This is a genomic window from Pelomonas sp. Root1217 (assembly GCF_001425705.1).
GTDB lineage: Bacteria > Pseudomonadota > Gammaproteobacteria > Burkholderiales > Burkholderiaceae_C > Pelomonas.
Genome location: NZ_LMDC01000001.1, coordinates 904,145 through 925,932, shown reverse-complemented (window position 1 = coordinate 925,932; position 21,788 = coordinate 904,145). Strand labels below are relative to the sequence as shown.

The 21,788-nt window shown below is 67.5% G+C and carries 19 protein-coding genes; 5 read left to right on the top strand and 14 right to left on the bottom strand.

Features of this window, described 5'->3' with window-relative positions; translation table 11 throughout:
* Positions 1 to 51: 51 nt before the first annotated feature.
* Genes ASC95_RS04260 through ASC95_RS04245 form a run of 4 tightly spaced genes read left to right on the top strand, consistent with a single transcriptional unit; the run spans position 52 to position 3,228 of the window.
* On the top strand, positions 52 to 1,323 hold the full coding sequence (locus ASC95_RS04260) for a M48 family metallopeptidase (RefSeq protein ID WP_057296496.1): 1,272 nt from the start codon (positions 52 to 54) through the stop codon (positions 1,321 to 1,323).
* Complete coding sequence (locus tag ASC95_RS04255; protein ID WP_157255942.1) at positions 1,320 to 1,652, top strand: 4a-hydroxytetrahydrobiopterin dehydratase; 333 nt, start codon at positions 1,320 to 1,322, stop codon at positions 1,650 to 1,652. Before ASC95_RS04260 ends, ASC95_RS04255 begins: the two co-directional genes overlap by 4 nt.
* Complete coding sequence (gene rsgA / locus ASC95_RS04250) at positions 1,649 to 2,551, top strand: ribosome small subunit-dependent GTPase A (RefSeq protein ID WP_057296495.1); 903 nt, start codon at positions 1,649 to 1,651, stop codon at positions 2,549 to 2,551. Before ASC95_RS04255 ends, rsgA begins: the two co-directional genes overlap by 4 nt.
* Positions 2,551 to 3,228 carry a DUF3047 domain-containing protein gene (locus tag ASC95_RS04245; RefSeq protein ID WP_057296494.1) on the top strand — a complete coding sequence of 226 codons (678 nt, stop codon included), beginning with the start codon at positions 2,551 to 2,553 and terminating at the stop codon, positions 3,226 to 3,228. Before rsgA ends, ASC95_RS04245 begins: the two co-directional genes overlap by 1 nt.
* Before the next feature lies 1 nt (position 3,229).
* Here the strand turns inward: ASC95_RS04245 and ASC95_RS04240 are convergent, their stop codons facing one another.
* The 7 genes from ASC95_RS04240 to ASC95_RS04210 form a co-directional block, all read right to left on the bottom strand.
* Complete coding sequence (locus ASC95_RS04240; RefSeq protein ID WP_057296493.1) at positions 3,230 to 3,496, bottom strand: hypothetical protein; 267 nt, start codon at positions 3,494 to 3,496, stop codon at positions 3,230 to 3,232.
* Positions 3,497 to 3,542: 46 nt separating this feature from the next.
* The gene (locus ASC95_RS04235) at positions 3,543 to 4,250 is read right to left on the bottom strand and encodes an alpha/beta fold hydrolase (protein ID WP_057296492.1); all 708 of its coding nucleotides are present in this window, start codon (positions 4,248 to 4,250) and stop codon (positions 3,543 to 3,545) included.
* A 10-nt stretch (positions 4,251 to 4,260) separates the two neighbouring features.
* The gene (locus tag ASC95_RS04230) at positions 4,261 to 4,986 is read right to left on the bottom strand and encodes an SDR family oxidoreductase (protein WP_057297043.1); all 726 of its coding nucleotides are present in this window, start codon (positions 4,984 to 4,986) and stop codon (positions 4,261 to 4,263) included.
* Positions 4,986 to 5,954: a CsgG/HfaB family protein gene (locus ASC95_RS04225; RefSeq protein WP_057296491.1), complete on the bottom strand. Its 969-nt coding sequence runs from the start codon at positions 5,952 to 5,954 to the stop codon at positions 4,986 to 4,988. Before ASC95_RS04225 ends, ASC95_RS04230 begins: the two co-directional genes overlap by 1 nt.
* A gap of 88 nt (positions 5,955 to 6,042) precedes the next feature.
* Positions 6,043 to 8,403 (bottom strand): penicillin acylase family protein, encoded by a 2,361-nt coding sequence (locus tag ASC95_RS04220; RefSeq protein ID WP_057296490.1) that lies wholly within the window; start codon positions 8,401 to 8,403, stop codon positions 6,043 to 6,045.
* A 179-nt stretch (positions 8,404 to 8,582) separates the two neighbouring features.
* On the bottom strand, positions 8,583 to 9,371 hold the full coding sequence (locus tag ASC95_RS04215; RefSeq protein WP_057296489.1) for an SDR family oxidoreductase: 789 nt from the start codon (positions 9,369 to 9,371) through the stop codon (positions 8,583 to 8,585).
* 61 nt (positions 9,372 to 9,432) lie between these two features.
* A complete protein-coding gene (locus ASC95_RS04210; RefSeq protein ID WP_235537680.1) occupies positions 9,433 to 10,548 on the bottom strand; it encodes an ABC transporter substrate-binding protein in 1,116 nt (371 codons plus the stop codon).
* Between the two features lie 226 nt (positions 10,549 to 10,774).
* Between ASC95_RS04210 and ASC95_RS04205 the strand changes: the two genes are divergently transcribed.
* A complete protein-coding gene (locus tag ASC95_RS04205; protein ID WP_057296487.1) occupies positions 10,775 to 12,379 on the top strand; it encodes a sensor histidine kinase in 1,605 nt (534 codons plus the stop codon).
* 2 nt (positions 12,380 to 12,381) lie between these two features.
* On the opposite strand, the gene ASC95_RS04200 is transcribed toward ASC95_RS04205, so the two are convergent.
* The 7 genes from ASC95_RS04200 to ASC95_RS04170 all read right to left on the bottom strand — a co-directional run bounded on the left by ASC95_RS04200 (position 12,382) and on the right by ASC95_RS04170 (position 21,759).
* Positions 12,382 to 12,585 carry a hypothetical protein gene (locus ASC95_RS04200; protein WP_057296486.1) on the bottom strand — a complete coding sequence of 68 codons (204 nt, stop codon included), beginning with the start codon at positions 12,583 to 12,585 and terminating at the stop codon, positions 12,382 to 12,384.
* Between the two features lie 55 nt (positions 12,586 to 12,640).
* A complete protein-coding gene (gene gtfA / locus ASC95_RS04195; RefSeq protein ID WP_057296485.1) occupies positions 12,641 to 14,137 on the bottom strand; it encodes a sucrose phosphorylase in 1,497 nt (498 codons plus the stop codon).
* Positions 14,134 to 15,435 (bottom strand): MFS transporter, encoded by a 1,302-nt coding sequence (locus ASC95_RS04190; RefSeq protein WP_057296484.1) that lies wholly within the window; start codon positions 15,433 to 15,435, stop codon positions 14,134 to 14,136. Before ASC95_RS04190 ends, gtfA begins: the two co-directional genes overlap by 4 nt.
* A complete protein-coding gene (locus tag ASC95_RS04185; protein ID WP_057296483.1) occupies positions 15,432 to 16,322 on the bottom strand; it encodes a PfkB family carbohydrate kinase in 891 nt (296 codons plus the stop codon). The genes ASC95_RS04190 and ASC95_RS04185 overlap by 4 nt, the downstream gene beginning before the upstream one ends.
* Before the next feature lie 5 nt (positions 16,323 to 16,327).
* A complete protein-coding gene (locus ASC95_RS04180) occupies positions 16,328 to 18,655 on the bottom strand; it encodes a TonB-dependent siderophore receptor (RefSeq protein WP_057296482.1) in 2,328 nt (775 codons plus the stop codon).
* Positions 18,656 to 18,909: 254 nt separating this feature from the next.
* Complete coding sequence (locus ASC95_RS04175; protein ID WP_057297042.1) at positions 18,910 to 19,962, bottom strand: LacI family DNA-binding transcriptional regulator; 1,053 nt, start codon at positions 19,960 to 19,962, stop codon at positions 18,910 to 18,912.
* A 117-nt stretch (positions 19,963 to 20,079) separates the two neighbouring features.
* Positions 20,080 to 21,759 (bottom strand): MFS transporter, encoded by a 1,680-nt coding sequence (locus ASC95_RS04170; protein ID WP_057296481.1) that lies wholly within the window; start codon positions 21,757 to 21,759, stop codon positions 20,080 to 20,082.
* Positions 21,760 to 21,788 lie beyond the last annotated feature (29 nt).

Sequence of the window (21,788 nt, the reverse complement as noted above, 5' to 3'; positions counted from 1 at the left end):
GGATGCTCTGCGCGCGGGGACTTGTTCAGCGCTTCCCTACACTTGAGGCTTATGTCTCCCCTGCTGTTGTCCCTAGCTTTTGCGGTCGCGCTCGCCGCCTCGACCCTCGTCAAGTTCTGGCTGTCCTCTCGTCAGATCCGCCACGTCGCCGCCCATCGTGACCAGGTACCGCCGGCCTTCGCAGGCAGCGTGACGCTGGCGGCCCACCAGAAGGCCGCGGACTACACGGTCGCCCGGTCCCGTTTCGGCTTGCTGGCCCTGGCCTTCAACGCCGCCGTGCTGTTGGGCTGGACGCTGCTGGGTGGTCTGAGCGCCCTCAATGGCTGGGTGATCGAGGCCAGCCGGGTTCTGCCCGAAGCCTGGCAGGGCATGGGCTATCAGCTCGGTCTGGTCGCCATCTTCGTGCTGATCGGCTCTCTGCTGGACCTGCCTTGGGAGATGTGGTCTACCTTCAAGATCGAGCAAGCCTTTGGCTTTAATCGCACGACGTTGCGCCTGTATTTCGCCGACATGCTCAAGGGGCTGGCGCTGGGCGCGCTGCTCGGCTTGCCGATCGTCGCGCTGATCCTGTGGCTGATGGGCGCCATGGGCCCGCGCTGGTGGCTGTGGGCCTGGGGCGCCTGGATGGGCTTCAACCTGCTCGTCATGGTCATCTATCCCACCGTCATCGCGCCGCTGTTCAACAAGTTCGAGCCGCTCACCGACCTTGCGCTGAAAGAGCGGGTGGAGCGATTGATGGCGCGCTGCGGCTTTGCGGCCAAGGGTTTGTTCGTCATGGACGGCAGCCGGCGCTCGGCGCATGGCAATGCCTATTTCAGCGGCTTCGGGCCCGCCAAGCGCGTGGTCTTCTTCGACACGCTGCTGGCCAAGCTCAACGGCAGCGAGGTGGAGGCCGTGCTCGCCCATGAGCTGGGCCACTTCAAGCACAAGCACATCACCAAGCGCATCGTGTTGATGTTCGTCTTGAGCCTGGCCGGCTTTGCACTGCTGGGCTGGCTGGCCCAGCAACCCGCCTTCTACCTGGGTCTGGGCGCAACGCCCAATCTCGACGCGCCCAATGACGCACTGGCGCTGATCCTCTTCCTGCTCGCCGGCCCGGTGTTCGGCTTCTTCGTGACGCCGCTGGCGAGCCACTTCTCGCGCCGCGACGAGTTCCAGGCCGACGCTTACGCACGCGCTCAGGCCAGCGGCGCCGACCTGTCCTCGGCCCTGCTCAAGCTGCACGAGGACAATGCCGGCACGCTGACGCCGGACCCGGTCTACGCGCGCTTCTACTACTCGCACCCGCCGGCGGCCGAACGGCTCGCAGCGCTCGCCTCATGAATCTTTTGCTTGCCCAATGTGACCCCAAGGCCACGCTGATGGATGCCGACACGCGCACCCGCATGCTGGCCGCCCTGCCCGGCTGGCTGCCCGACCCCGAGAACAAGCTGATCGGCCGGCGCTTCGGCTTCGCGAATTTCTACCAGACCATGGCCTTCGTCGACGCGGTCGCCGAGATCGCTCACGCCCAGGACCATCACCCCGAGATGCTGGTCGGATACGACGCCTGTACGGTCAGCTTCACGACGCACTCGCGCGGCGGGTTGACTCTGAACGACGCCATCTGCGCCGCACAAGTGAGCGCCTTGCCTGAAGCGACCGGCGAATGAGCAAATTCCAGGCGCTGGACCTGGGACTTGTCGTGCGCGGCCATGGCCGCCACTACATCGTCGAGGACTCGGAGGGCAAGCGCTTCGTCTGCCACCCGCGCGGCAAGAAGAGCGAAGCCGTCGTTGGTGACCAGGTGCGCTTTGCCGATTCCGGCGATGAGGGCGTGATTGAAGCCGTCGAGCCTCGGCGCAATCTGTTGTTCCGCCAGGACGAGTGGAAGACCAAGAGCTTCGCAGCCAACCTGGACCAGCTGCTTGTCCTCGTCGCTGTCGAGCCGGTGTTCAGTGAGAGCCAGCTCACGCGCTCCCTGATCGCCGCCGAGTCCGCGGGCATCAGCATGGCCATCGCGCTGAACAAGACCGACCTGCCGGGCACCGATTCGGCTCGCGAGCGCCTGGCGCCCTATCACGCCATGGGCCTGAAGATGTTCGAGGTCGCGCTGAAGGCCGACCCCGAAGGCTCCCGCGCGACGCTGGACCCCTGGCTGGCCGGCCAACGCACTTTCGTACTCGGCCCCAGCGGCACGGGCAAGAGCACGCTGATCAACCTGCTCGTGAAAGACGCCAAGGCCCAGATCGGCGAGATCTCGCAGGCGCTGAACTCAGGCCGCCACACGACGACGACGACGCAGTGGTACTGGACCGACGAGACACGCACAACGGCGCTGATCGATTCGCCCGGCTTCCAGGAATTCGGCCTGCGCCAGATCGACGCCGCCGAGCTGTGGCGCTACATGCCCGACCTGCGCGAGCACGCCAACTGCCGCTTCGCCAACTGCAGCCACATCCACGAGCCCGACTGCGGCGTGCGCACGGCGGTACAAGCAGGGCAGATCAGCGCCAGCCGCTATCGCATCTACGGCGAGATCCTCGAAGAGCTGCAGCGCAAGACCTGGTGATGCGTTGCGCACCCGCCTTCAGCGCCCTGGCCTTGCTGGCCGGTTGCGCCACGACCGTCGCTCCGCCTCCAGCCGCCGAAGGCTGGCAGCCGCTGGCCCTGCCCGGCAAGAAGCTCACCCAGTACAGCTGGACGGAGAAGGAAGGTCGCCCCGCGCTGGAAGCCGCTTCGGACCGCTCGGCCAGTATCTGGCGCAAGCGGCTGGAGCCGGCACGGATCGGCATAGGCGAGGTCAATTTCTCGTGGTGGGTGCAGAGCCTCATCCCGGGTGCCAATGTTTCGGACATCGATCACGAGGACGCGGTTGCCCGCGTCATCTTCGGCTTCAGCGGCGACGTCGACAAACTGCCGCTGCGCACGCGCATGAAGTTCGAGCTGGCGCAGGCGCTGACCGGCGAGCTGCCGCCCTATGCGACGCTGATGTATGTCTGGGACAGCAAGCTGCCGGTCGGCACCGTCGTCATCAACCCGCGCAGCGATCGCATCCGCAAGATCGTCGTCGACTCCGGCCCGGCGGAGCTACGCCGCTGGCGCGAGCATCGACGCGACCTGGCCGCAGACTTTCGCCTGGCCTTTGGCGAGGCGCCGGGCCCGTTGACGTCGATGGCCGTCATGACCGACAGCGACAACAGCCGCGCATCGGCGCGCACCTGGTACGGGCCGGTGGAACTGCAGTAGCTCAGCGCTGCTCGGGCGGCCGCAGTGACAGCGGCGCGGCGTCATGCACTTCGCGCGCTTCGACATCGACCACATCACCTGCCGCTTGCCGACGCTGCGCCCAGGGGTTCTTGTTGACACGGAACTGCAAGTTGGGCTTGCGGCCGGTCAGCAGGCTGACGAGCAGGAAGGCCAGGAACGCCAGCACGGCGATCAGGAAGAGTGCGAGGCCGATGAGGGCGCCGACGGCGAGCATCAGCAGACGAAGCAAGGAACGGAACAGCGACATGGGTCCTATTCTGAACGCTGAGCGCCAGTCCGGACCATGACGATCGTCACCCACTCTTTGCCTGGTGGCTCCCCGCTAGAAACGCCTGCAGGGCGGCAGCAGCCGTCACGGGAGCTGCCTGCAGCAAACCGTGTGGCCCCTCAAGACTGACCACTTGCAGAGAGGGCACCGCTTGTTGGAGGGCCGCAGCAACATCACGCGGAACAATGTGATCTTGGCGCGCTTGCAGATACAGCACAGGTGCTCGAATCTGTTTGAGTTGCTGGATGACGTTGACCTTCATCACCGCCTTGAGCCGAGCGCGCAACACGGTAGCCGGCAGTTCCAGGAGGGCTTGCGCGAGCAGCATGCGCGACTCGGTGGGCGCCTGCGTACCGAGCATCACCCGCGATGAAACCGCGGCCGGCACGGCAGCGGGAGAAGGCAGCCCGCCCATGAGACCGCTGAGCCAGGACAACCCAGGTCGAGGGTTTCGAGCGAAGGTGCAGCAGAGAATCAACGCCTGCAACCGTGAACCCAATGCGCTCGCCAACCGGATGGCGACAGGTCCAGAAAAGGACTCGCCGAGCAGTACCAACGACCCGTCGGTCGGCAGTGCTGCCTGCGCCAACGACGTCAACTCCTCGTAACCCTGTCGGGCATCCGCTGGATAGCTCACGACGATCACCCGCCAATCTGCTGGCAATTCACGGATGAAGGGTTGGAACAGCCTGCCGGTGCCGTCCATTCCGGGCAGCAGCACCAGCGTCGTCATGGGAAAGCCATCAACCTCGCCCCACAAACGGCATGCTCGTCGCCATCACCGTCATCGTCTGCACGTTGGCCGACAGCGGCAGGCCGGCCATGTAGACGACGGCGCGGGCCACATCCTCGACGTCCATGCGCGGCTCGACCGCGACGGAGCCGTTGGCCTGGGCCACGCCACGCGTCATCTTCTCGGTCATCTCGGTGGCGGCATTGCCGATGTCGATCTGGCCGCAAGCGATGTCGAAGGCGCGGCCGTCCAGACTCAGGGACTTGGTGAGGCCGGTGATGGCGTGCTTGGTGGACGTATAGGGCACCGTGTTCGGCCGCGGCGCATGGGCCGAGATGGAGCCGTTGTTGATGATGCGGCCGCCGCGCGGCGATTGCGCCTTCATCAGCGCGAAGGCTGCCCTGGCACAGAGGAAGCTGCCGGTCAGGTTGGTATCGACGACGGCGCGCCACTGCGCCACCGTCAGCTCGTCGATGGGCACAGCGGGTGCGGAAATCCCGGCGTTGTTGAACAGCAGGTCCAGCCGGCCGAAGCGTTCGCGCAGCGTCGCAAACGCGGCGTCCACCTGGGCCTCGTCGCAGACGTCGGTCGGCAGTGCCAATCCATCGGGCAAGGTCTCGCGCAGCGCCGCCTCACGGCGGCCCATCAGCGCCAGCGTCCAGCCTTCGGCGGCCAGCGCGCGCGCCACGCTCCGGCCGATACCGGAACCGGCACCGGTGACAAGGGCAACCCTCATCAGCGGCCGCTCGGCGACACCAGCGTGCGCTGCACCCAACCGCTGAAGTTGGCGGCGTCGACCTTGACGAAGCCGTCCTTCACCTCGCCGGTAGCGACGAGTTCATCGCTGCGGTTCAGCGTTGCAACGACCTTGCTGTCGCGCGACGGGGCGGCATAGGCCTTCACGTTGGAGATCTTGGCAACGAGCATCTGGCCCGCCGGCACCGGTGCACCTGCCTGCGTGGAGGCGCCCGCATTGGCGTCGCCTGCGGCGCTGCCGGTGCGGATCAGACTCTGCTGGTCGCGAATGCCCAGCACGATCTTGTTGTAGTTGTCGAGCAGGCTGGCAGCGATGAGCTTGCCTTCGGGCGTGCTGGTGTAGCCGCCAGCGGCGCCCACCAACCCGCCGCCATAGCCCCAGCCGCCGATGGAAAAGTCGGTCTTGGTGGCCTTGCCCTCGGCTGCAGCAACCTGGATGCTGGAACGCACGTCGGCGATCAGCAGGCTGGTACTGGCTTCCTTGAACTTCAGGCCGCCGGCGATCGAGCTGATCGCGCCGAGCTTGCCGCCCAGCAGGCCGCCGAGGGCGCCACCGACACCGCCGGTGTTGTTGGCCGCAACCAGCACATTGGGCGTCATGACGAAGTCGGCCGCCTGCATCTGGCCCTTGCCGACATTGGATTCCTGGCGCATTTCGCCGGCGGCGGCGAGGTTGCGCTCCTGCTGCAGGTTCTGCATGGCCACGCCGCGCTCGACGACGTCGAAGCAGCCCGACTGCTGCACCATCATGCGCAGCAGCGATGCGGGCGAGCCCAGGCCGTAATGCGACAGGTGGTTCCAGCCGTGCTGCGGTTCGGCCACGGCCAGCACGCCGAGCTTCTTGGGGCACTTCTCGACATTGGAGCCCGCCTCCTGGGCCTGCGCGGCCACCGCGGCCAGAGCCAGAAAAGCCAGCACAGCGCTGCTGAGCGTCTTGTTGTTCATCATGATCCTCGCGTCGTTATCGGGTGGCTGGGATTGTGCCCAGTGGCGGCACGGCTGGCGTCCCCATTCCACGGGAACAGGGTCGCCTGGATCAGGGGCGCAGCACCAGGCGGTGCACGGTCTCGCCGGGCAGGAAAGGCAGGGCCTCGCCGGCAAGCCAGGCGGCATGGTCGCCACGGTAGAAGGGCGACATCGGGTGGCCGCTCTGGCCGCCAGGGATGACGAGGATGCCGCTTTCCTCGTGGCCGGGCGAGACCACCATGCGCTCGCTCTGGCCATGGCCGTGGTTGTGCACGCGTGGCATGTGGCTGTCGCCGGCCATGCCCTGGGAGGCCTGGTCCAGCCAGCTTGATAGCGCCGGCACGGCGACGCTCAGCGGGTGACGCACGCTGGTGGGGTTGTCGGCACCCCAGGTGGCTGCGGAGAGGCTGCCGTATTTGCTCAGCAGCTCCCGGCGGCTGTCGAGCACGGCGCGCTGCAGCAGCTCGGGCCAGGTCTTGAGGCTTCCCGGCAGGGTGTCAGGCCGAGCCGCCTGGATCAGCGCCCAGCCGGGCGTCTCGGGCACCAGCTTCAGGTCGGACAACTTCAGCCCCTGCGCTTCCAGCAGGCCGGCCAGCGGGTCGAAGATGTTTTTCAGCGCCTGCAACCGGAAGGAGCGCACCAGCAGATAACCGACCGCATCGGGTCGGGCCGCGTCGGCGCCCTTCTCGACCTCGGCACGATAGTCCGCCAGGCCGTTGGCAGCGACGAAGTCGGGCGTCAGCACCTGTTCCATCAGCAGCTTGCGCCAGCGCTGATGGAAGAGCGCGCGGTGGTCGAGCTGGATGGCGTGCAGGCCGGCCTCGTCGAACTTGTCCTGGGCGCGCAGGTCATCGCGGATCTGCTGGCCACGGGCGCCGAGGTCGTAGCCGCCATTGCCCAGCGTCTTTAGTGCGTCGCCGCCGACCATGCGCGCATTGGCCGTCCACAGCCGCCCGTCAGCCGGGTCAACGATGCGTGGCTGCTCGGCCGCGCCGAGATAGCCCTGCCAGCGCGACCGCCCGTCGCTCCAGTCCTGCGGGCGGTCGATGTCATCACCGCCTGCACGCCTGGGCATCGCACCGATGACGGTCCAGGCGATGCGCCCGCCGGCATCGGCCACCAACAGGTTCTGGGCCGGCATGCCGGCACCCGCGGCCAGCTGCACGGCTTCGTCGACATTGGCGGCCGTTTCCATGTGCATCAGACGCAGGTTCATGCCCTCGCGGTCATGGGCCACCCAGCGCAGCGCATAGGCTTGGCCGCTGGGCGCCTTTTGCGGCATGACGGGGCCCCATTCGCTTTCCAGCACGACATGGTCTACCGCGGCCTCGCCAGCGATCTCGATACGCTCGACGGCGCGTTGCAGCGGCTTCTCGGCGCCACCGGCCAGGTAGTGCGTGCTGGCCGCGTTGAGCTTGAGCGTGACGACATCGGCCCAATCCGAGGTCGTGTTCGTGAAGCCCCAGGCCACGCGGCCATTGCTGCCGACGACGAGCAGCGGCGCACCCGGCAGGGTCACTCCGGCCACGTCATGGCTGCCGGCCGCGTCTTTCCATTTCATGCGCGCTTTGAACCAGGTGCCGGGCGAGCGCAGGCCCAGGTGCATGTCGTCGGCCAGCATGGCCCGCCCGCCGGCGCCATGCGCCGCCGCGACGGCGAAGTTGTTGCTGCCGAGGTCGCGGGCGTCACGCAGCCTGCAGTCGCTGCAGGCCGTCTTGGCGGTGCGCAATGCGGCCGGTAGCGGCCCCGCTGGCAGGGGCACGGCAGTCACGCGGCTGTCATCCATCGCGGCCTCCCAGTCGGCGCTGTGCTGCGTCAGGAAGGCATACCAATCGTCCGGCACGGCGTCGCGCAGCAAGCCCATGGCGACGTCGTCGCGGCCCTGGGCGCCCTGCAGGTCGAGGTACATGCCATAGGCGACGAGCACGGTGTCAGCCGCGACCCAGGGCTGGGGTTGCTGGCGCAGCAGCAGGTATTCGGGCGGGCGTGCCGACAGGCCGGCCAGCCCCGCATTCACGCCGCTCACATAGGCGTCGAGCAACGCTCGCTCGTCTGCGGCCAAGGCCGCGATGCCGGCTTCAGCGCGGTGGCGGAAGCGGTGCAGGCGGCGCGACTTGTCCAGCGGCAGCGCCTTCGCGCCAAACAGCGCCGACAGCTCGCCAGCGGCGTTGCGGCGCATCAGGTCCATCTGGAAGAAGCGCTCCTGGGCGTGTGTAAAGCCCAGGGCCCGGGCAACGTCCAGGCGGTTCTCGGCCGTGATGGTCAGGTAGCCGCGCGCGTCGCGCTGCACCTCGGCCGGCGCGCTCAGGGCGGCGATGGCGCGTTCACCGTCGAGCTGAGCCAGACTGCCGCGCAACGTCAACCACAACGCCAGAGCGAGCAGCAGGACGAGGGCCAGCAGGGCAAGGAGGATGCGCTTGAGCCACTTCATGAAATGCCCTTGATCAGTTGAGGACAGAGCTGGCGCCTGCGGCGCTGCGGTCTGTCCCGCAAGTCGAAATCAGTTGGGGACAGAGCTGGCGCCTGCGGCGCTGCGGTCTGTCCCGCAAGTCAAAATCAGTTGGGGACAGAGCTGGCGCCTGCGGCGCTGCGGTCTGTCCCGCAAGTTCCTCAGAATGTCCCCGGGTAGCTGCCGCCATCGAGCAGGATGTTCTGTCCGGTCAGGTAGCCGGCCTGGGCGCTGCACAGCATGGCGCAGATGGCGCCGAACTCGGCGGCGTTGCCGAAGCGCTGCGCGGGAATGGCCGCGCGGCGTCTGGCCGCGAGGTCCTCAGCGCTCAGGCCCGCCTTGGCGGCGCCGGCGGCGAAGCCCTTCTTCAGTCGGTCGGTATCGAAGGCACCCGGCAGCAGGTTGTTGATCGTCACGTTGGCGCCGGCCAGGCGCGGTTGGCGGGCCACGCCGGCGACGAAACCCGTCAGGCCCGAACGCGCGCCGTTGGACAGACCCAGCGTGTCGATGGGTGCCTTCACGGCGCCGGAAGTGATGTTGACGATACGGCCGAAACCGCGCGCCGCCATCGCGTCCACCGTCGCCTTGATGAGCTCGATGGGAGCCAGCATGTTGGCGTCCAGCGCGGCGATCCACTGCTCGCGGCCCCAGTCGCGGAAATCCCCGGGCGGCGGGCCGCCGGCGTTGTTGATGAGGATGTCCACCCGCGGGCAGGCCGCGAGCGCCGCGGCACGGCCCTCGGGAGTGGCAATGTCTCCGGCCACGGCACGCACCTCGGCGTCTGGGTTCAGCGCCCGCAGCGCATCGGCTGTTGCCAGCAGCTCGGCCTCGCCGCGTGCCGTGATGACGACGTTGACGCCCTCACCCACCAACGCCTCGGCACAGCCTCGGCCCAAGCCCTTGCTCGCGGCGCAGACCAGCGCCCACTGGCCTTTCAAACCCAGATCCATGTCAGCCCTCCGACGCCGCGAAAGACCGCATCATCGCGCGGCGCCGGCCCTGCCCGCGAGTTCAGCGTTTGAACTTGCCGTCTTCACCAACGATGGACACGTCGGTGTACTCCAGGCCGCTGTGCTCCTTCTCGGAGTAGTGCACCTGCAGGCCGCCCAGGTCGATGCGGGCGCCGTCCAGCGCCTTGACCAGGCTGTCGCGGGTGATCTCCTTGCCCGGTGCGCGCTTGAGCGCCTCGACGATCAATTTCGCCGCGGCAAAGCCTTCGACATGGGCCGGCGTCAGCTCGTTGCGGCCGGCGGACTTGGCCAGGCTCAGCGCCTCCCGCACCATCAGGTTGGCCGTCGAGCGCTCGTAGGGGAAGAGCTGGGTCACGATGATCCCGCGGCTTTCGTTGCCCAGCGCCTTCACGAAATCGGCCGAGGCGTTGTTGGACAGCGTGGCCACGTGCGCCGTGGAGCCGGCCGCGCGCAGCGCCTGCACGCCCTCGACGACGGCATAGGCCGGGCCGATCAGCACGACGGCCTCGATGCCGGCCTTGGCGATGGCCTGCATCGTCGGCGCGAGATCGGGCTTGTTGCGGTCGAAGCGCAGGTTGGACATGGCGCGCAGCTTGATGTCGTCCAGGCCCTTGATGGCGCCCTTGCCGGCGTCGTTGCCGAAGGGATCGTTGACCTGCACGATGGTGATGCGCTTGACGCCGATGCCGGCCAGGTGCTTGACCGCGCGTTCGGCTTCCTTCTGGTAGCTGGCGCGCAGGTGGTAGACCCAGGGCTGGACCGGGTCGCGCAGGCTGGCCGCACCGGTGGCTGGCGCGATCAGCGGCAGCTTGTTTTCCTTCAGCACCGGCAGCACGGCCTCAGTGGGCCCCGTGCCGCGGCTCAGCATCAGCGCCAGCACGCCTTGACTGGCCAGGGACTTGGCAGCGGCCACAGCGGTCGCCGGGTCGTATTTGTCGTCCTGCGTGACGAGTTCGATGTTCTGGCCCTTGATGCCGCCCTGGGCATTGATCGAGTCAAAGTACAGCTTCGCGCCCTCGGCGCTTTCCTGCACGATGCCGGCCACCGGCCCGGAAAAGCCCGCCACCATGCCGATGCGCAGGGTGCTTTGCGCAAATGCGCCATTCATACCGATACAGGCAGCGAACAAGGCCGCCAGGCCAACCCAACGCTTCACTGTTTTTCTCCAGGCCAAGCGCCATAACGGCGTGTTTATGGCCGCGGATTGTGGGGCCAGCCCCCCCGCCCCCAGCAGCCCCTCTCCCCCAGGAAAAACCCGGGCTTCGCCGGGTCCGAATGCGCATTTGCACCGCTTTTGCCGGGCCTACACTCTGGCCGCCGCTGTGCGGTGTTCGCGCCACCCGACGCGCCCGCCTGCGCGCCCGCCCCTGCCGGAAAGCCCCTTGCCGCCGCCCATCGTCCTGCCCCGCGCGCCCGCACCTGCCTACGGTTGGCAGCGCAATTCCCTGACCTTCGCCGTCGTGCTGGCCTTGCTGCTGGGCCTGCTGCTGCCGACAACGGCCGTGCTGCTCTACGACGGCCAGAAGACCCGCGCCACCGCGATGGAAGACTTGAAGCGCGACCTGTCGCGCGCCACCGAGGTGATGGCCCTGTCGCTGGCCGAGCCGGTCTGGCAGGTTTCGCCGGATCTGGCTGACCCCATGGTCAAGGCGCAGATGGACGATCCACGCTTCGTGTCCGTGCAGGTCGTCGAACCGGCATCGTCGGCCCCCTTCCTGTCGCAGCAGCGCGCTGGCGAGCAGGGCGACAGCGACCTGGTGCTGAGCCAGACCCGGCCGATCCAGCGCGATGGCCGCGAGATCGCCAAGCTGACCGTTCGCATGAGCGCCGCGCCGCTGCTGCAGGCCAAGCAGGCCGAGGTCTGGCGCACGGTCTGGCGCAGCGTGCTGACGCTGACGCTGTCGCTGGCACTGATGCTTTGGGTGCTGCAGCGCTATGTGATGCGGCCCATGACCGAGTTGACCGGCTCCGCCGAGGCACTGGCGGCCGGGCGGCTGGACCAGCCGCTGCGAGTGGCCGGTGCCGATGAGATCGCACGCGTGGGCGTGGCGATGGAGCGCATGCGCCAGGCCCTGCTGTCGGCCTTCGAGGCGCTGCGCCAGCACAACGTGAACCTGGAAGAAACCGTCGCTCAGCGCACGGCCGAGTTGACGACCAGCAATGCCGAGCTGTCGGAGGCGCTGGAAACGCTGCAGAAGGCGCAGCGCGAGTTGGTCGAGTCGGAGAAGCTCGCGTCGCTTGGCCGCCTGGTGGCGGGCGTGGCCCATGAGCTGAACACGCCGCTGGGCAACGCGCTGACCGTGGTGTCGGCCCTGGACGACCGCTACAAGCAGCTCGAGGCCATGCTGTCGGGCAGCGTGCAGATGCGCCGTAGCACGCTGGAGGAACTGGCGCGCGACACGCGGCGCGGCCAGGACATCCTGCAGCGCAACGTGCAGAAGGCCGCCGACCTGGTGCGCGACTTCAAGCAGGTGGCCATCGACCAGACGGCCGACCTCAGGCGCGACTTCGACCTGGCCAAGGTCGTCGAGGACGTGCTCGTGATGGTCGAACCCAGCTTCAAGCACACGCCCTTCGTCATCGACACCGAGTTGCACCATGGGCTGATGATGAACAGCTATCCCGGCGCGCTCGGCCAGGTGCTGACCAATCTGCTGATGAACGCGCTGCTGCACGGCTTCGACAGCGCGGCGCAGGGGCACGTCAAGGTCTATTGCGCGCCGCTGGACGACGAGCAGGTCGAGCTCAGCGTGACGGACGATGGCCGCGGCATGGACGAGTCCGTGCGGCGGCGCATCTTCGACCCCTTCTTCACCACCAAGTTGGGCACCGGTGGCTCGGGCCTGGGCATGCATATCGTGCACAGCATCGTGACCAATGTGCTGGGCGGCCAGATCGAGGTGCGCTCCTCGCCGGGCGAGGGCACGCAGATGCTGATGCGGCTGCCGCTCAACGCACCACAGCGCGCCAGGGGCGAGCCGGCATAGGCTTACTGCGACGCGCCAGAGGCCGGCGCGGATGCCGCCTCGACCGCAGCGGCGACGGCGGCCGAAGCCGCGGCAGAAGCTGCAGGCTCGTGCCCACCCGTCACGTCATGCTTCTCGCCACTCAGGTCGATGTTGCCGCCGCTCTTGGTCAGCACGAAAAGCGCCAGTGCGGCAAAGGCGATGAAGCCAACGATCAACTTCCACATGCTCAGTCTCCACAGGTTTTGTACTGCGGCGCATTCTGGCGGCCGAGGCTGACGCTCAACTGAAGGCGAAGGTCTCCCGGCCACCACCCTCGCCGCTGTAGCTCAACTCGTGGGTGAGGTCGTGGAAGTTGACCCGCAGCGCCGCCCACTCGCCGTGGCGCTGCCAGCGCATGTGCAACTCGTCATCGCCACTGGGCTCGACGCGGAACTCGCCACTGAACGCCGAGTGGCGGTTGCGCAGCCTGATCAACTCGATGAGCCGGCGCACGACGGGGCGCTCGCAGTCGCTGGCGATCTCGCCTTCGCTGTAGTGATGGCGGTTGATGTCGCGGCCGACCTGCGTGCGTGCCAGCAGGGCCATGTCGTTGTGGCCGGCCAGCAGACCGACGTAATAGACCTGCGGCACGCCGGGCAGGAAGAACTGGAGGGCGCGGGCCAGCAGGTAGGCCGTCTCGTCGCGGCCCATCGCGTCGAAGAAGCTGCAGTTGACCTGGTAAAGGTCGAGGTTGCTGGCCGCAGCCCCGGTGGCGCACCGGCTCTCGCCGCCGCTGGCCGTGTGGATGCGCTCCACCAGCGCGTCCAGCTCCGCCGGCGGCACGAGGCCGGGGTGGGCCGCGCGGTCGCTGGTGTCAGCACCGATGTCGATGATGCCGATGCCGTCGTGGGTGTCGAGCACCGTCAGCGCGTTGGTCGGACGGATCTCAATCCAGCGCTTCAACGCCGCTGCGGTGTGGAAGTTGAAGGCGTGCAACATCAGCGGCGGCAGCGCGAAGTCATAGACCCAGTCGACCTTGGCCGCGATCTCGATCTGGCGCCGGTGATAGGCGTGTATCTCGACGAGCACCTCGATGCCCAGCGCCCTCGCTTCGCCCGCAAACTCGGCGATGAAGTCGAAGGTCTCGGCCATCATGAAGCAGCTGCCGCCGGCCTTCTTGATGGCGTAGCCGACGGCGTCCAGCCGCACCATGCGGATGCCGTTGCCGGCGAAGGTGCGCAGGATGCCGGCGAGATAGGCGCGGCCCTGGGGGTGACGCACGGCGATGTCGATCTGCGCGGCGGTGAAGGTCGTCCACAGGATGCGCCGCTCGCCGTTCTTGAGCGTCACAGGCGTCAACGGCAGGCCCGGCCGCGGGCGGTAGATGGCCAACAGATCCTGCTCGGAGGCACCGTTCGGGAACACCGCGTCCAGCGTCAGGAACAGGCCCGCGTAGGCCGAGGCCTCGCCCTTCTCGGCGTAATCGAGGAACTGCGGCGACTCGCTGGACATGTGGTTGACGATGACGTCGGCCATCACGTCCAGGTCCTCGGTCAGCGCCTCGATGTCATCCCAGGTTCCCAGGCGCGGGTCGACCTGCGTGTGGTCGACGGGGTCGAAGCCGGCGTCGGCGCCATCGATGGCATGGAAGAACGGCAGCAGGTGCACGCCACCGAACACGCCGTGCAGCGGCGAGCCTTGCTCGCAGAGCAGCTTGCGCAGACGTGCCAGGTCGGCGCCGTCGCGCTGGCCGCCCAGGCGGTCGACATAGGTGATGAGCTGGACTTGGTTCTTCATGGGGACTTGGGACTTTTGACCGCCAGCACGCACAGCGCGGCAAGCGCCAGCAGCACGCCGGCGAGGCGGATGACGTTCTCGGGCCGGCCGCCCAGCAGACCGTCGTAGAACAGGGGCAGGGTCACCGCCTGAATCAGCATGGGAATGACGATGAACATGTTGAAGATGCCCATGTAGACACCGGCGCGCTCGGGCGGGATGCTGCCGGCGAGCAGCACATAGGGGTTGCCCATGATGGAACCCCAGGCCAGGCCGATGCCCACCATGGGCAGGAAGAGCCAGGTCTTGTCATGGATGCCGGGCAACCACCACATGCCTGCCGCTGCACAGGCGAGCGCGAAGGCGTGCACCCATTTCGCGCCAAGGCGTTTGGTGAACGGCACCATCGCGAAGGCGGCGACGAAGGCGACGGCGTTGTAGAAGCCACCGACCTGGCCATTGAGCAGCGCCGCATCGCGAAAGCCGGCACTGTGCGGATCGTCGGTGCCGAACATCGTGGCCGCCAGCGTGGGCACGATGTAGATCCAGTAGCACATCATTCCGTACCACTGGAACAGCGCCATCCACCACAGCCGCCGCATCGTGGCGGGCATGTCGCGCAGCGCAGCCCAGATTTCGGCCAGCGTCGCGACCAGGCCATGGGGCAGCGCGCGCAGGCGGGCGATCTCTTCAACCGGCAACGGCAGCTCCGGCACCCGGCGCACCGACCACCACACCGTTGTGAATGACAACAGCGCGCCGATGACGAAAGCCAGCGTCGTGACGACCGGGATGCCGTTGCCGCCCAGCGCATCCTTGTTCATGCCCAAGGCCACGAGCAGGCTGGGCGTGAGGTAGGCCAGCGTCTGCGCCAGGCCCGTGAACGAGGCCTGCGTGAGGAAGCCGCTGGCGTGCTGCTCCTCGCGCAAGCGGTCGCTGACGTAAGCACGGTAGGGCTCCATCGTCACGTTGTTGGCCGCGTCCAGAATCCACAGCAGCCCGGCCGCGAACCACAGCGCAGGGCTGAAGGGCATGGCCAGCAGACCCAGCGAGCAGATCAGCGCGCCGATCAGGAAATAAGGCGTGCGCCGGCCCAGGCGGTGGGTCGTGCGGTCGCTCATGGCACCGATGAGGGGCTGCACCAGCAGGCCGGTGATGGGGCCGGCCAGCCAGAGGTAGGGCAGGCTTTTGCCGTCGGCGCCCAGCATCTGGTAGATCGGGCTCATGTTGGCCTGCTGCAGGCCGAAGCTGAACTGGATGCCGAGGAAGCCGACATTCATGTTCACGATCTGCGAGATCGACAGGTGGGGCTTGTTCATGACGGCGCATCCTCCGCGGGCAGCGCATGCAAGGCCTCGCGCCAGGGGGCCAGCACCGCGGGGTCAACAGGCAGCGGGCCGCGCACACCGCAGATCATCGCGGCGTAGCGGTTGGCCAGGTGCAGGGTCGCACCCAGGTCACGACCCAGCGACAGCCCGGCCAGCAGCATCGCCGTAAAACCATCGCCGGCGCCGACGCTGTCCACGAAAGCCGGCTGGGCCGTGCCCTCCCCTGCCGTGAGCACGCTGCCCTGCTCGCCGTGCAGCGTGTAGCCGGCGGCGCCGCGTGTCAGCACCAGGCCCTGCAGCGCGAAGCGGGCCATCAGCGCCGGCAGCGTGGGCTCGAACCAGGCGAGGAGGCATCCCAGTTCGTCCTCGTTGAGCTTGACCCAGTCGGCCAGCATCAGGGACTCGGCAGCCAGTTCGGGCGTGTCGGTGCCGGGGCGCAGGTTGAGGTCGAGCAGTCGCGGGCCGGCCATGCGCTTGACCGTGGCGCGGATGGCTGCGCGCGAGACCGCGTGGCGCTGGGCCAGGCTGCCGAAGTAGACGATGCCGGCGTCGCCGATGGCCGGCGCTTCGAGATGGTCCCAGGCCGCATCGGCATGGATCTCGAAGCGGTGGTCGCCGCCCGCATCCTCATGCACGCTGACGCGCCCAGTCGCGCGGGTCGCATCGCGCTGGATGCCGTCGACGGCGAGGCCGTAGCGCGCTGCACTTTCCAGCGCGAGGCGGCCCGCCGCGTCATCGGCACCGATGCGACTGACGAATCGCACCGGCACATCCAACGCGGCCAGAGAGCGCGCCACGTTGAACGGCGCGCCACCGGCGACCGGGCCGTCGTGGAACTCGTCCACAAGGGCCTCGCCCAGGACCAGGATGGGACTCATCGCGCTCAGAAGCTGTAGCGCAGGGAGGCCTTCACCGTGCGGCCCGTGTAGGCGCGCGCGGCGCCACGGCCGTCGTTGCTCTCGGTGTAGGCCAGTTCGTTGAAGAGGTTGTTGGCCGCCAGCGAAAGCGTCGCGCGGTCGGTGAGCGCATAGCTGGCGAACGCGTTGACGACGGTGTAGGCCGGCAGCGTGATCGTCAGTGCACCGGTCGGGCCGTCGTCCAGGCTCTTGGTCGTGCCGACGATGCCGACGCCGAACGTCAGCGCATCGCTCAGGTTGACCGTGGGCGTGAGCTGGTAGACGACTTTGGCCTGGCGCTTGGGAGCCCGGCCGTCGGCCTGCTTCGCGTCGGTGTAAGTCAGCCCACCCAGCACGTTCACCACGCCGAAGCGGGCCGAGCCCTCCAGCTCCAGACCATTGCTGCGGTAGCTGTTGGCCTTGGCGACGATGGGGTTGGTCGTCACATCGACGTTGACCTCGTCGGTCTTGGCGTGGAAGAGCGTGGCGAACAGGCTCATGCCGTTGCCGCGGATCTTCACGCCGGCTTCCGCCTGCCTGACCTTGTTGGTCGGGATGGTCGGGCTCTTGCCGTTGACGAGGTTGGGGTTGTTGAAGAAGGTGATGCGGTCGGCGTTGTAGGCGGCACCATCGGAGTAGCGGGCGAAGAAGGACAGGTCCTTGCTCAACGCGTAGTTGCCGCCCAGCGAGTAGGACGTGCGGCCGAAGTCGTAATCGATGGCGTTGGGCTTCGTGAGGTCGTAGCTGACGCCGGCGTTGGATTGGTAGTAGGCGCCGCTGGCCTTCTGGTTGTCGCGGCGCACACCGATGTCGGCCGACAGCGGGCCGGCCTCGTAGTTCAGCACCAGGTAGGGTGCGTTGGTCGTGTACTTGCTGTCCTGCGTATTGCTGCAGCAGCCGCCGAAGCCGGGCGAGCCGTTGACGACGCCGGGCACGTTCAGCACGCGCGCGCCCTCGCCGCTGGCCGACAGCGAGTACTGGTTGAAGTTCCATGTCAGGTCCAGCTGCTGCACCGAGGTGTAGAGGCCAGCCACGGCGCTGAGCTTGGCGGCGCCGCCGAGATCGAAGTCACGCGAGAACTTCAGGTCGTTGGCCATCAGGCCGGCGTTGTCGACCTTGGTGTTGAAGACGACGGCGGTGAACTTCGTTCCCGTGAAGGCCGCGCCGGCATCGGGGCCGGTAGCCAAGGTGGTGCCGGCCGGCGCGGCGGCGACATCGTCGCCCGGGAAGATGCCGATGAAGCGGCCCGAATTGCGGCTCCACGAGAACTTGTTCTGCAGGCGAAAGCCGCCGCCGGCGTCGAGGTCCATCTCCGCGCCGAAGGCATCGCTGCGGGCGGACAGGCCGTCGCGGATGTTGCTGGTGGCGCGGCCGTTGGTGTTTGTCAGCGTGTTGTCCAGCGGCCAGGCGACGTCGTAGAAGGCCGCGCGGCGTGGGTCAAGCCCTGGGATCTCCTGGATGCTGCCGTTGACGTACTTCACCGGCGTGGGCATGAAGGTCGGGCTGTGATCGTCCAGGTGCTTGAGGCTGAAGCGCACGAAGCTCTTGCCTTCCAGCTCGAAGGTCACGTTGGCACGCACCTGGCCGCCGTTCTCGGTGCCGTCGGCACCCTTGCGGCCACCGTCACCGACGCGGTAGAAGCCGCCGACGAAGAAGCGCGTCTTGGGCGCCAGGCGACCGCCGTAGCCGAAGTCGACGCGGGTCTGGTCGAAGTCCAGGCCCTTGGTCAGCTGCAGGCTGCCACCGGGCTCCTGGCCGGTCTTGCCGATGAAGTTGATGATGCCGCCAGGTGCGCCGGTGGCCAGCAGCGCGGCCGAGCCGCCGCGCACGACTTCCAGGCGCTCGAAGCCGGCGTCGGCGCGCATCCAGGTGTCGGGCGTGGCGAAGGCGATGTCGCCGAACTGCAGCACGGGCAGGCCGTCCTCCTGGAACTGGATGTAGCGCGCACCGCCGGCCGAGACCGGGATGCCGCGCACGGCGACGTTGGCGTTGGACTCGCCACCGCTGGCCTCGGCGCGGATGCCGGGCACGCCGCGCAGCAGGTCCGTCGAACTGGCGGCCGTGACGGCGGCGACGCCTTCGCTCTCGATCGTCGAAATGGCCACGCTGGAGCGCATCTTGGACTTGGCCGTCGACGTGCCGGTGACGACGACGGCGTCAAGCTTGAGGCCGTCGGCCGACTCGGCAGCGGCGGCAGCGGCGGCTTGTTGGCCATGCGCCGCCACGCTCAGCAGCGCAAGGGCCACAGCGGCGGACAGCGGTTGCAGAGACGGGCGGCGGCTGGACCGCGCGGCGGTCGGATGGGGGCTGGGCATGGAGTCTCCTGGTTGTCGGTGTTTGAGCGCCCTCTGCGGGGCGAAGCGGCTTGGCCGCCCTGTCGAGCGCCGATCCGTGCCGCCATTCTGCGTCGCCACCGTTTGTTTTGCAATCGATTGCATTTCAGTAGAAACACGTATTCGACAAACATCATGGGTGCTGATATTCGATCGAATGAAACCGATAGGCAGCCATGATCAGGCCCACGGCTGCACTGGCCGGGTGGCGCAGCCGCGCGGTCAGGGCGCTGCCGTCAGGCTTTGGGAGCGCTCTCGCGCAGCGTCAGGTAGACCGGCATCGTGCGCGGCCCGGCGCGTTCGCCACGCAACTGGCCCAGCAGCGCCTCCACCAGCTCGGCACCTGCCTCGGCCACCGGTTGGTGGACAGTGGTCAGCGGCGGATCGCAGTAGGCGGCCAACGGCATGTCGTCGTAGCCGGTGACGGCCACATCGCCCGGCACGCTGCGGCCAACGGCGCGCAAGGCCTGGATGGTCAGCAGCGCCAGCACGTCGCTGCAGCACACGACGCCGTCGAAGCCACGCTGTGCAGAACAGAACTCGCGCAGCACTTCGGTCGCCACGCCGGGCTCGAAGGGCGCGGCCAGCTCCAGCGCAGGGTCGACGTCCAGGCCCGCCTCGCGCAGCGCCTGGGCGTAGCCCTGGCGGCGCAGCCAGACCTCGGGCAGGTTGGCGTCGCCCACGAAGGCGATGCGGCGCCGGCCCAGTTGCAGCAGATGACGCGCGGCCAGCGTGCCGCCCAGCACGTTGTCGCCACCCACGCTGCAATAGAGCTGCTGCGGCATCTCGCCGCCCCAGACGACCAGCGGGAGCTTGCGCGCGGCCATGTCGTTGAGCTGGTCGTGGTGGCGCCACTGGCCGATGAGGACGACGCCGATGGCCTTGCCGGAGTCGAACCAGTGCGAGGCCAGGTCCAGCCGCTCGGCGTCGACGCGCGACAGCAGCATGTCGTAGCCACGGTCGGTCAGCGCGTCGGCAATGGAGCCGACGATGGACAGGAAGAAGGGGTCGGAGATGTGCTGGCGGGACTTGGCGTCGTAGGGCACGACGACGGCCACCGTCTTGTTCTCCTGCAGCCGCAGGTTGCGGGCGCCGAAGTTGATCGAGTAGTTCAGCGAGCGGGCCAATTCGGCGACGCGCTGGCGCGTCTCGGCGTTGACGAGCTCGCTGCCATTCAAGGCCCGCGACACCGTGGACACCGACACACCGGCCAGGCGGGCGATGTCGACCATCTGCAGCCGACGTTGCTCGCCAGCGCTGCTGTCAGAAGGGTCTTTGGACTTGGGCATCAGCGGCATCGTCGCAGGGCAGACTGCCATCGACAAGCAGGGCTAGCCAGAACGAAAAAGGCCGGCATGAAGCCGGCCTCGTGTAGACATCCCGGGAACTCCCCGGGAAAAACATGATCAGTCGCGGGCGTAGATGTCCACGTCCTTGGTCTCACGCACGAACAGCACGCCGATGACGAAGGTCGCCGCCGCGATGATGATGGGGTACCAGAGGCCGTGATAGATGTTGCCGTTCTGCGCCACCATCGCGAAGGTGATGGAGGGCAGCATGCCGCCGAACCAGCCGTTGCCGATGTGGTACGGCAGGCTCATCGACGTGTAGCGGATGCGGGTCGGGAACATCTCCACCAGCATGGCCGCGATCGGGCCGTAGACCATGGTCACGTACAGCACCAGCACGAACAGGATGGCAATGACCATCGGCACATTGGCCTTGGCCATGTCAGCCTTGGCCGGGTAGCCGGCGGCCTTCATCGCCTCACCCAGTTCCTTCTTGAAGCCGGCGATGGCCTTGGTGCTGGCTTCGTCGAACTTGTGCTCGGTCAGCTTGGTGGCGGTCGGTACGGCGATTTCCTTCTCGCCGACCTTCACGACGGTCGGCGCGCCGGCTGCGGCCTCGACGGTCTCGGAACTGGCGGACGAGCCGGCCAGTGCGCGCTTGGCGATATCACAAGCACTGGTGAAGTCCACCTCACGGGCAATCGGGCTGCCCTGGAAGGAGCAGCTGGCCATGTTGGTGCTCAGCGTGACCTTGGCGGTCTCCTGGGCCTTGGCGAGGTCGGGGTTGGCCGCAGCGGTCAGTGCCTTGAACAGCGGGAAATAGGTCAGCGCGGCGAGCAACAGGCCGGCCATGATGATTGGCTTGCGGCCGATCTTGTCCGACAGCGTGCCGAAGACGACGAAGAAGGGCGTGCCCAGCAGCAGCGAGATGGCGATCCAGATGTTGGCCGAGGTGAGGTCCACCTTGAGCACCGACGTCAGGAAGAACAGCGCGTAGAACTGGCCCGAATACCAGACCACGCCCTGGCCGGCCACCAGGCCGAAGAGAGCCAGCAGCACGATCTTCAGGTTCTTCCACTGGCCGAAGGATTCGGACAGCGGCGCCTTGGAGGTCTTGCCCTCAGCCTTCATCTTCTGGAAGGCGGGCGATTCGTTCATCGACAGCCGGATCCACACCGAGATGCCCAGCAGCAGGATGGAGACGATGAAGGGAATGCGCCAGCCCCACTCGCCGAAGTCCTTGTCCGACATCGAGTTCTTCACGCCGAGGATGACCATCAGCGACAGGAACAAGCCCAGCGTCGCCGTCGTCTGGATCCACGAGGTGTAGGCGCCACGCTTGCCGTGAGGGGCATGCTCGGCCACGTAGGTGGCGGCGCCGCCGTACTCACCGCCGAGGGCCAGGCCCTGCAGCAGACGCAGGCCGACCAGAATGACCGGCGCCGCGGCACCGATGGTCGCGTAGGTGGGCAGCACGCCGACGATGAAGGTCGACAGGCCCATGATCAAGATCGTCACCAGGAAGGTGTACTTGCGGCCAATCATGTCGCCGAGGCGGCCGAACACCAGTGCGCCGAAAGGGCGCACGATGAAGCCGGCGGCAAAGGCCATCAGCGAGGCAATGAAGGCCGCGCTGGGATCCAGGCCGGCAAAGAACTGCTTGGCGATGACGGCCGCCAGCGAGCCGTAGAGATAGAAGTCGTACCACTCGAACACCGTGCCCAGCGAGGAGGCGAAGATGACCTTCTTCTCCTCTTTGGTCATCGGCGTCGCGGCCGTGGAAGTCGCAGTTGCCATGGATATGTCTCCGTCAGTTGTCGGGCCGC

Coding starts and splice junctions, on each gene's coding strand:
- ASC95_RS04200 (WP_057296486.1), bottom strand. CDS start 12,585: ATGTGGAAGTTGATCGTTGGCTTCATCGCCTTTGCCGCACTGGCGCTT.
- ASC95_RS04260 (WP_057296496.1), top strand. CDS start 52: ATGTCTCCCCTGCTGTTGTCCCTAGCTTTTGCGGTCGCGCTCGCCGCC.
- ASC95_RS04180 (WP_057296482.1), bottom strand. CDS start 18,655: ATGCCCAGCCCCCATCCGACCGCCGCGCGGTCCAGCCGCCGCCCGTCT.
- ASC95_RS04255 (WP_157255942.1), top strand. CDS start 1,320: ATGAATCTTTTGCTTGCCCAATGTGACCCCAAGGCCACGCTGATGGAT.
- ASC95_RS04185 (WP_057296483.1), bottom strand. CDS start 16,322: ATGAGTCCCATCCTGGTCCTGGGCGAGGCCCTTGTGGACGAGTTCCAC.
- ASC95_RS04215 (WP_057296489.1), bottom strand. CDS start 9,371: ATGGATCTGGGTTTGAAAGGCCAGTGGGCGCTGGTCTGCGCCGCGAGC.
- ASC95_RS04225 (WP_057296491.1), bottom strand. CDS start 5,954: ATGATGAACAACAAGACGCTCAGCAGCGCTGTGCTGGCTTTTCTGGCT.
- rsgA (WP_057296495.1), top strand. CDS start 1,649: ATGAGCAAATTCCAGGCGCTGGACCTGGGACTTGTCGTGCGCGGCCAT.
- ASC95_RS04175 (WP_057297042.1), bottom strand. CDS start 19,962: ATGCCCAAGTCCAAAGACCCTTCTGACAGCAGCGCTGGCGAGCAACGT.
- gtfA (WP_057296485.1), bottom strand. CDS start 14,137: ATGAAGAACCAAGTCCAGCTCATCACCTATGTCGACCGCCTGGGCGGC.
- ASC95_RS04220 (WP_057296490.1), bottom strand. CDS start 8,403: ATGAAGTGGCTCAAGCGCATCCTCCTTGCCCTGCTGGCCCTCGTCCTG.
- ASC95_RS04235 (WP_057296492.1), bottom strand. CDS start 4,250: ATGACGACGCTGGTGCTGCTGCCCGGAATGGACGGCACCGGCAGGCTG.
- ASC95_RS04170 (WP_057296481.1), bottom strand. CDS start 21,759: ATGGCAACTGCGACTTCCACGGCCGCGACGCCGATGACCAAAGAGGAG.
- ASC95_RS04240 (WP_057296493.1), bottom strand. CDS start 3,496: ATGTCGCTGTTCCGTTCCTTGCTTCGTCTGCTGATGCTCGCCGTCGGC.
- ASC95_RS04230 (WP_057297043.1), bottom strand. CDS start 4,986: ATGAGGGTTGCCCTTGTCACCGGTGCCGGTTCCGGTATCGGCCGGAGC.
- ASC95_RS04245 (WP_057296494.1), top strand. CDS start 2,551: ATGCGTTGCGCACCCGCCTTCAGCGCCCTGGCCTTGCTGGCCGGTTGC.
- ASC95_RS04190 (WP_057296484.1), bottom strand. CDS start 15,435: ATGAACAAGCCCCACCTGTCGATCTCGCAGATCGTGAACATGAATGTC.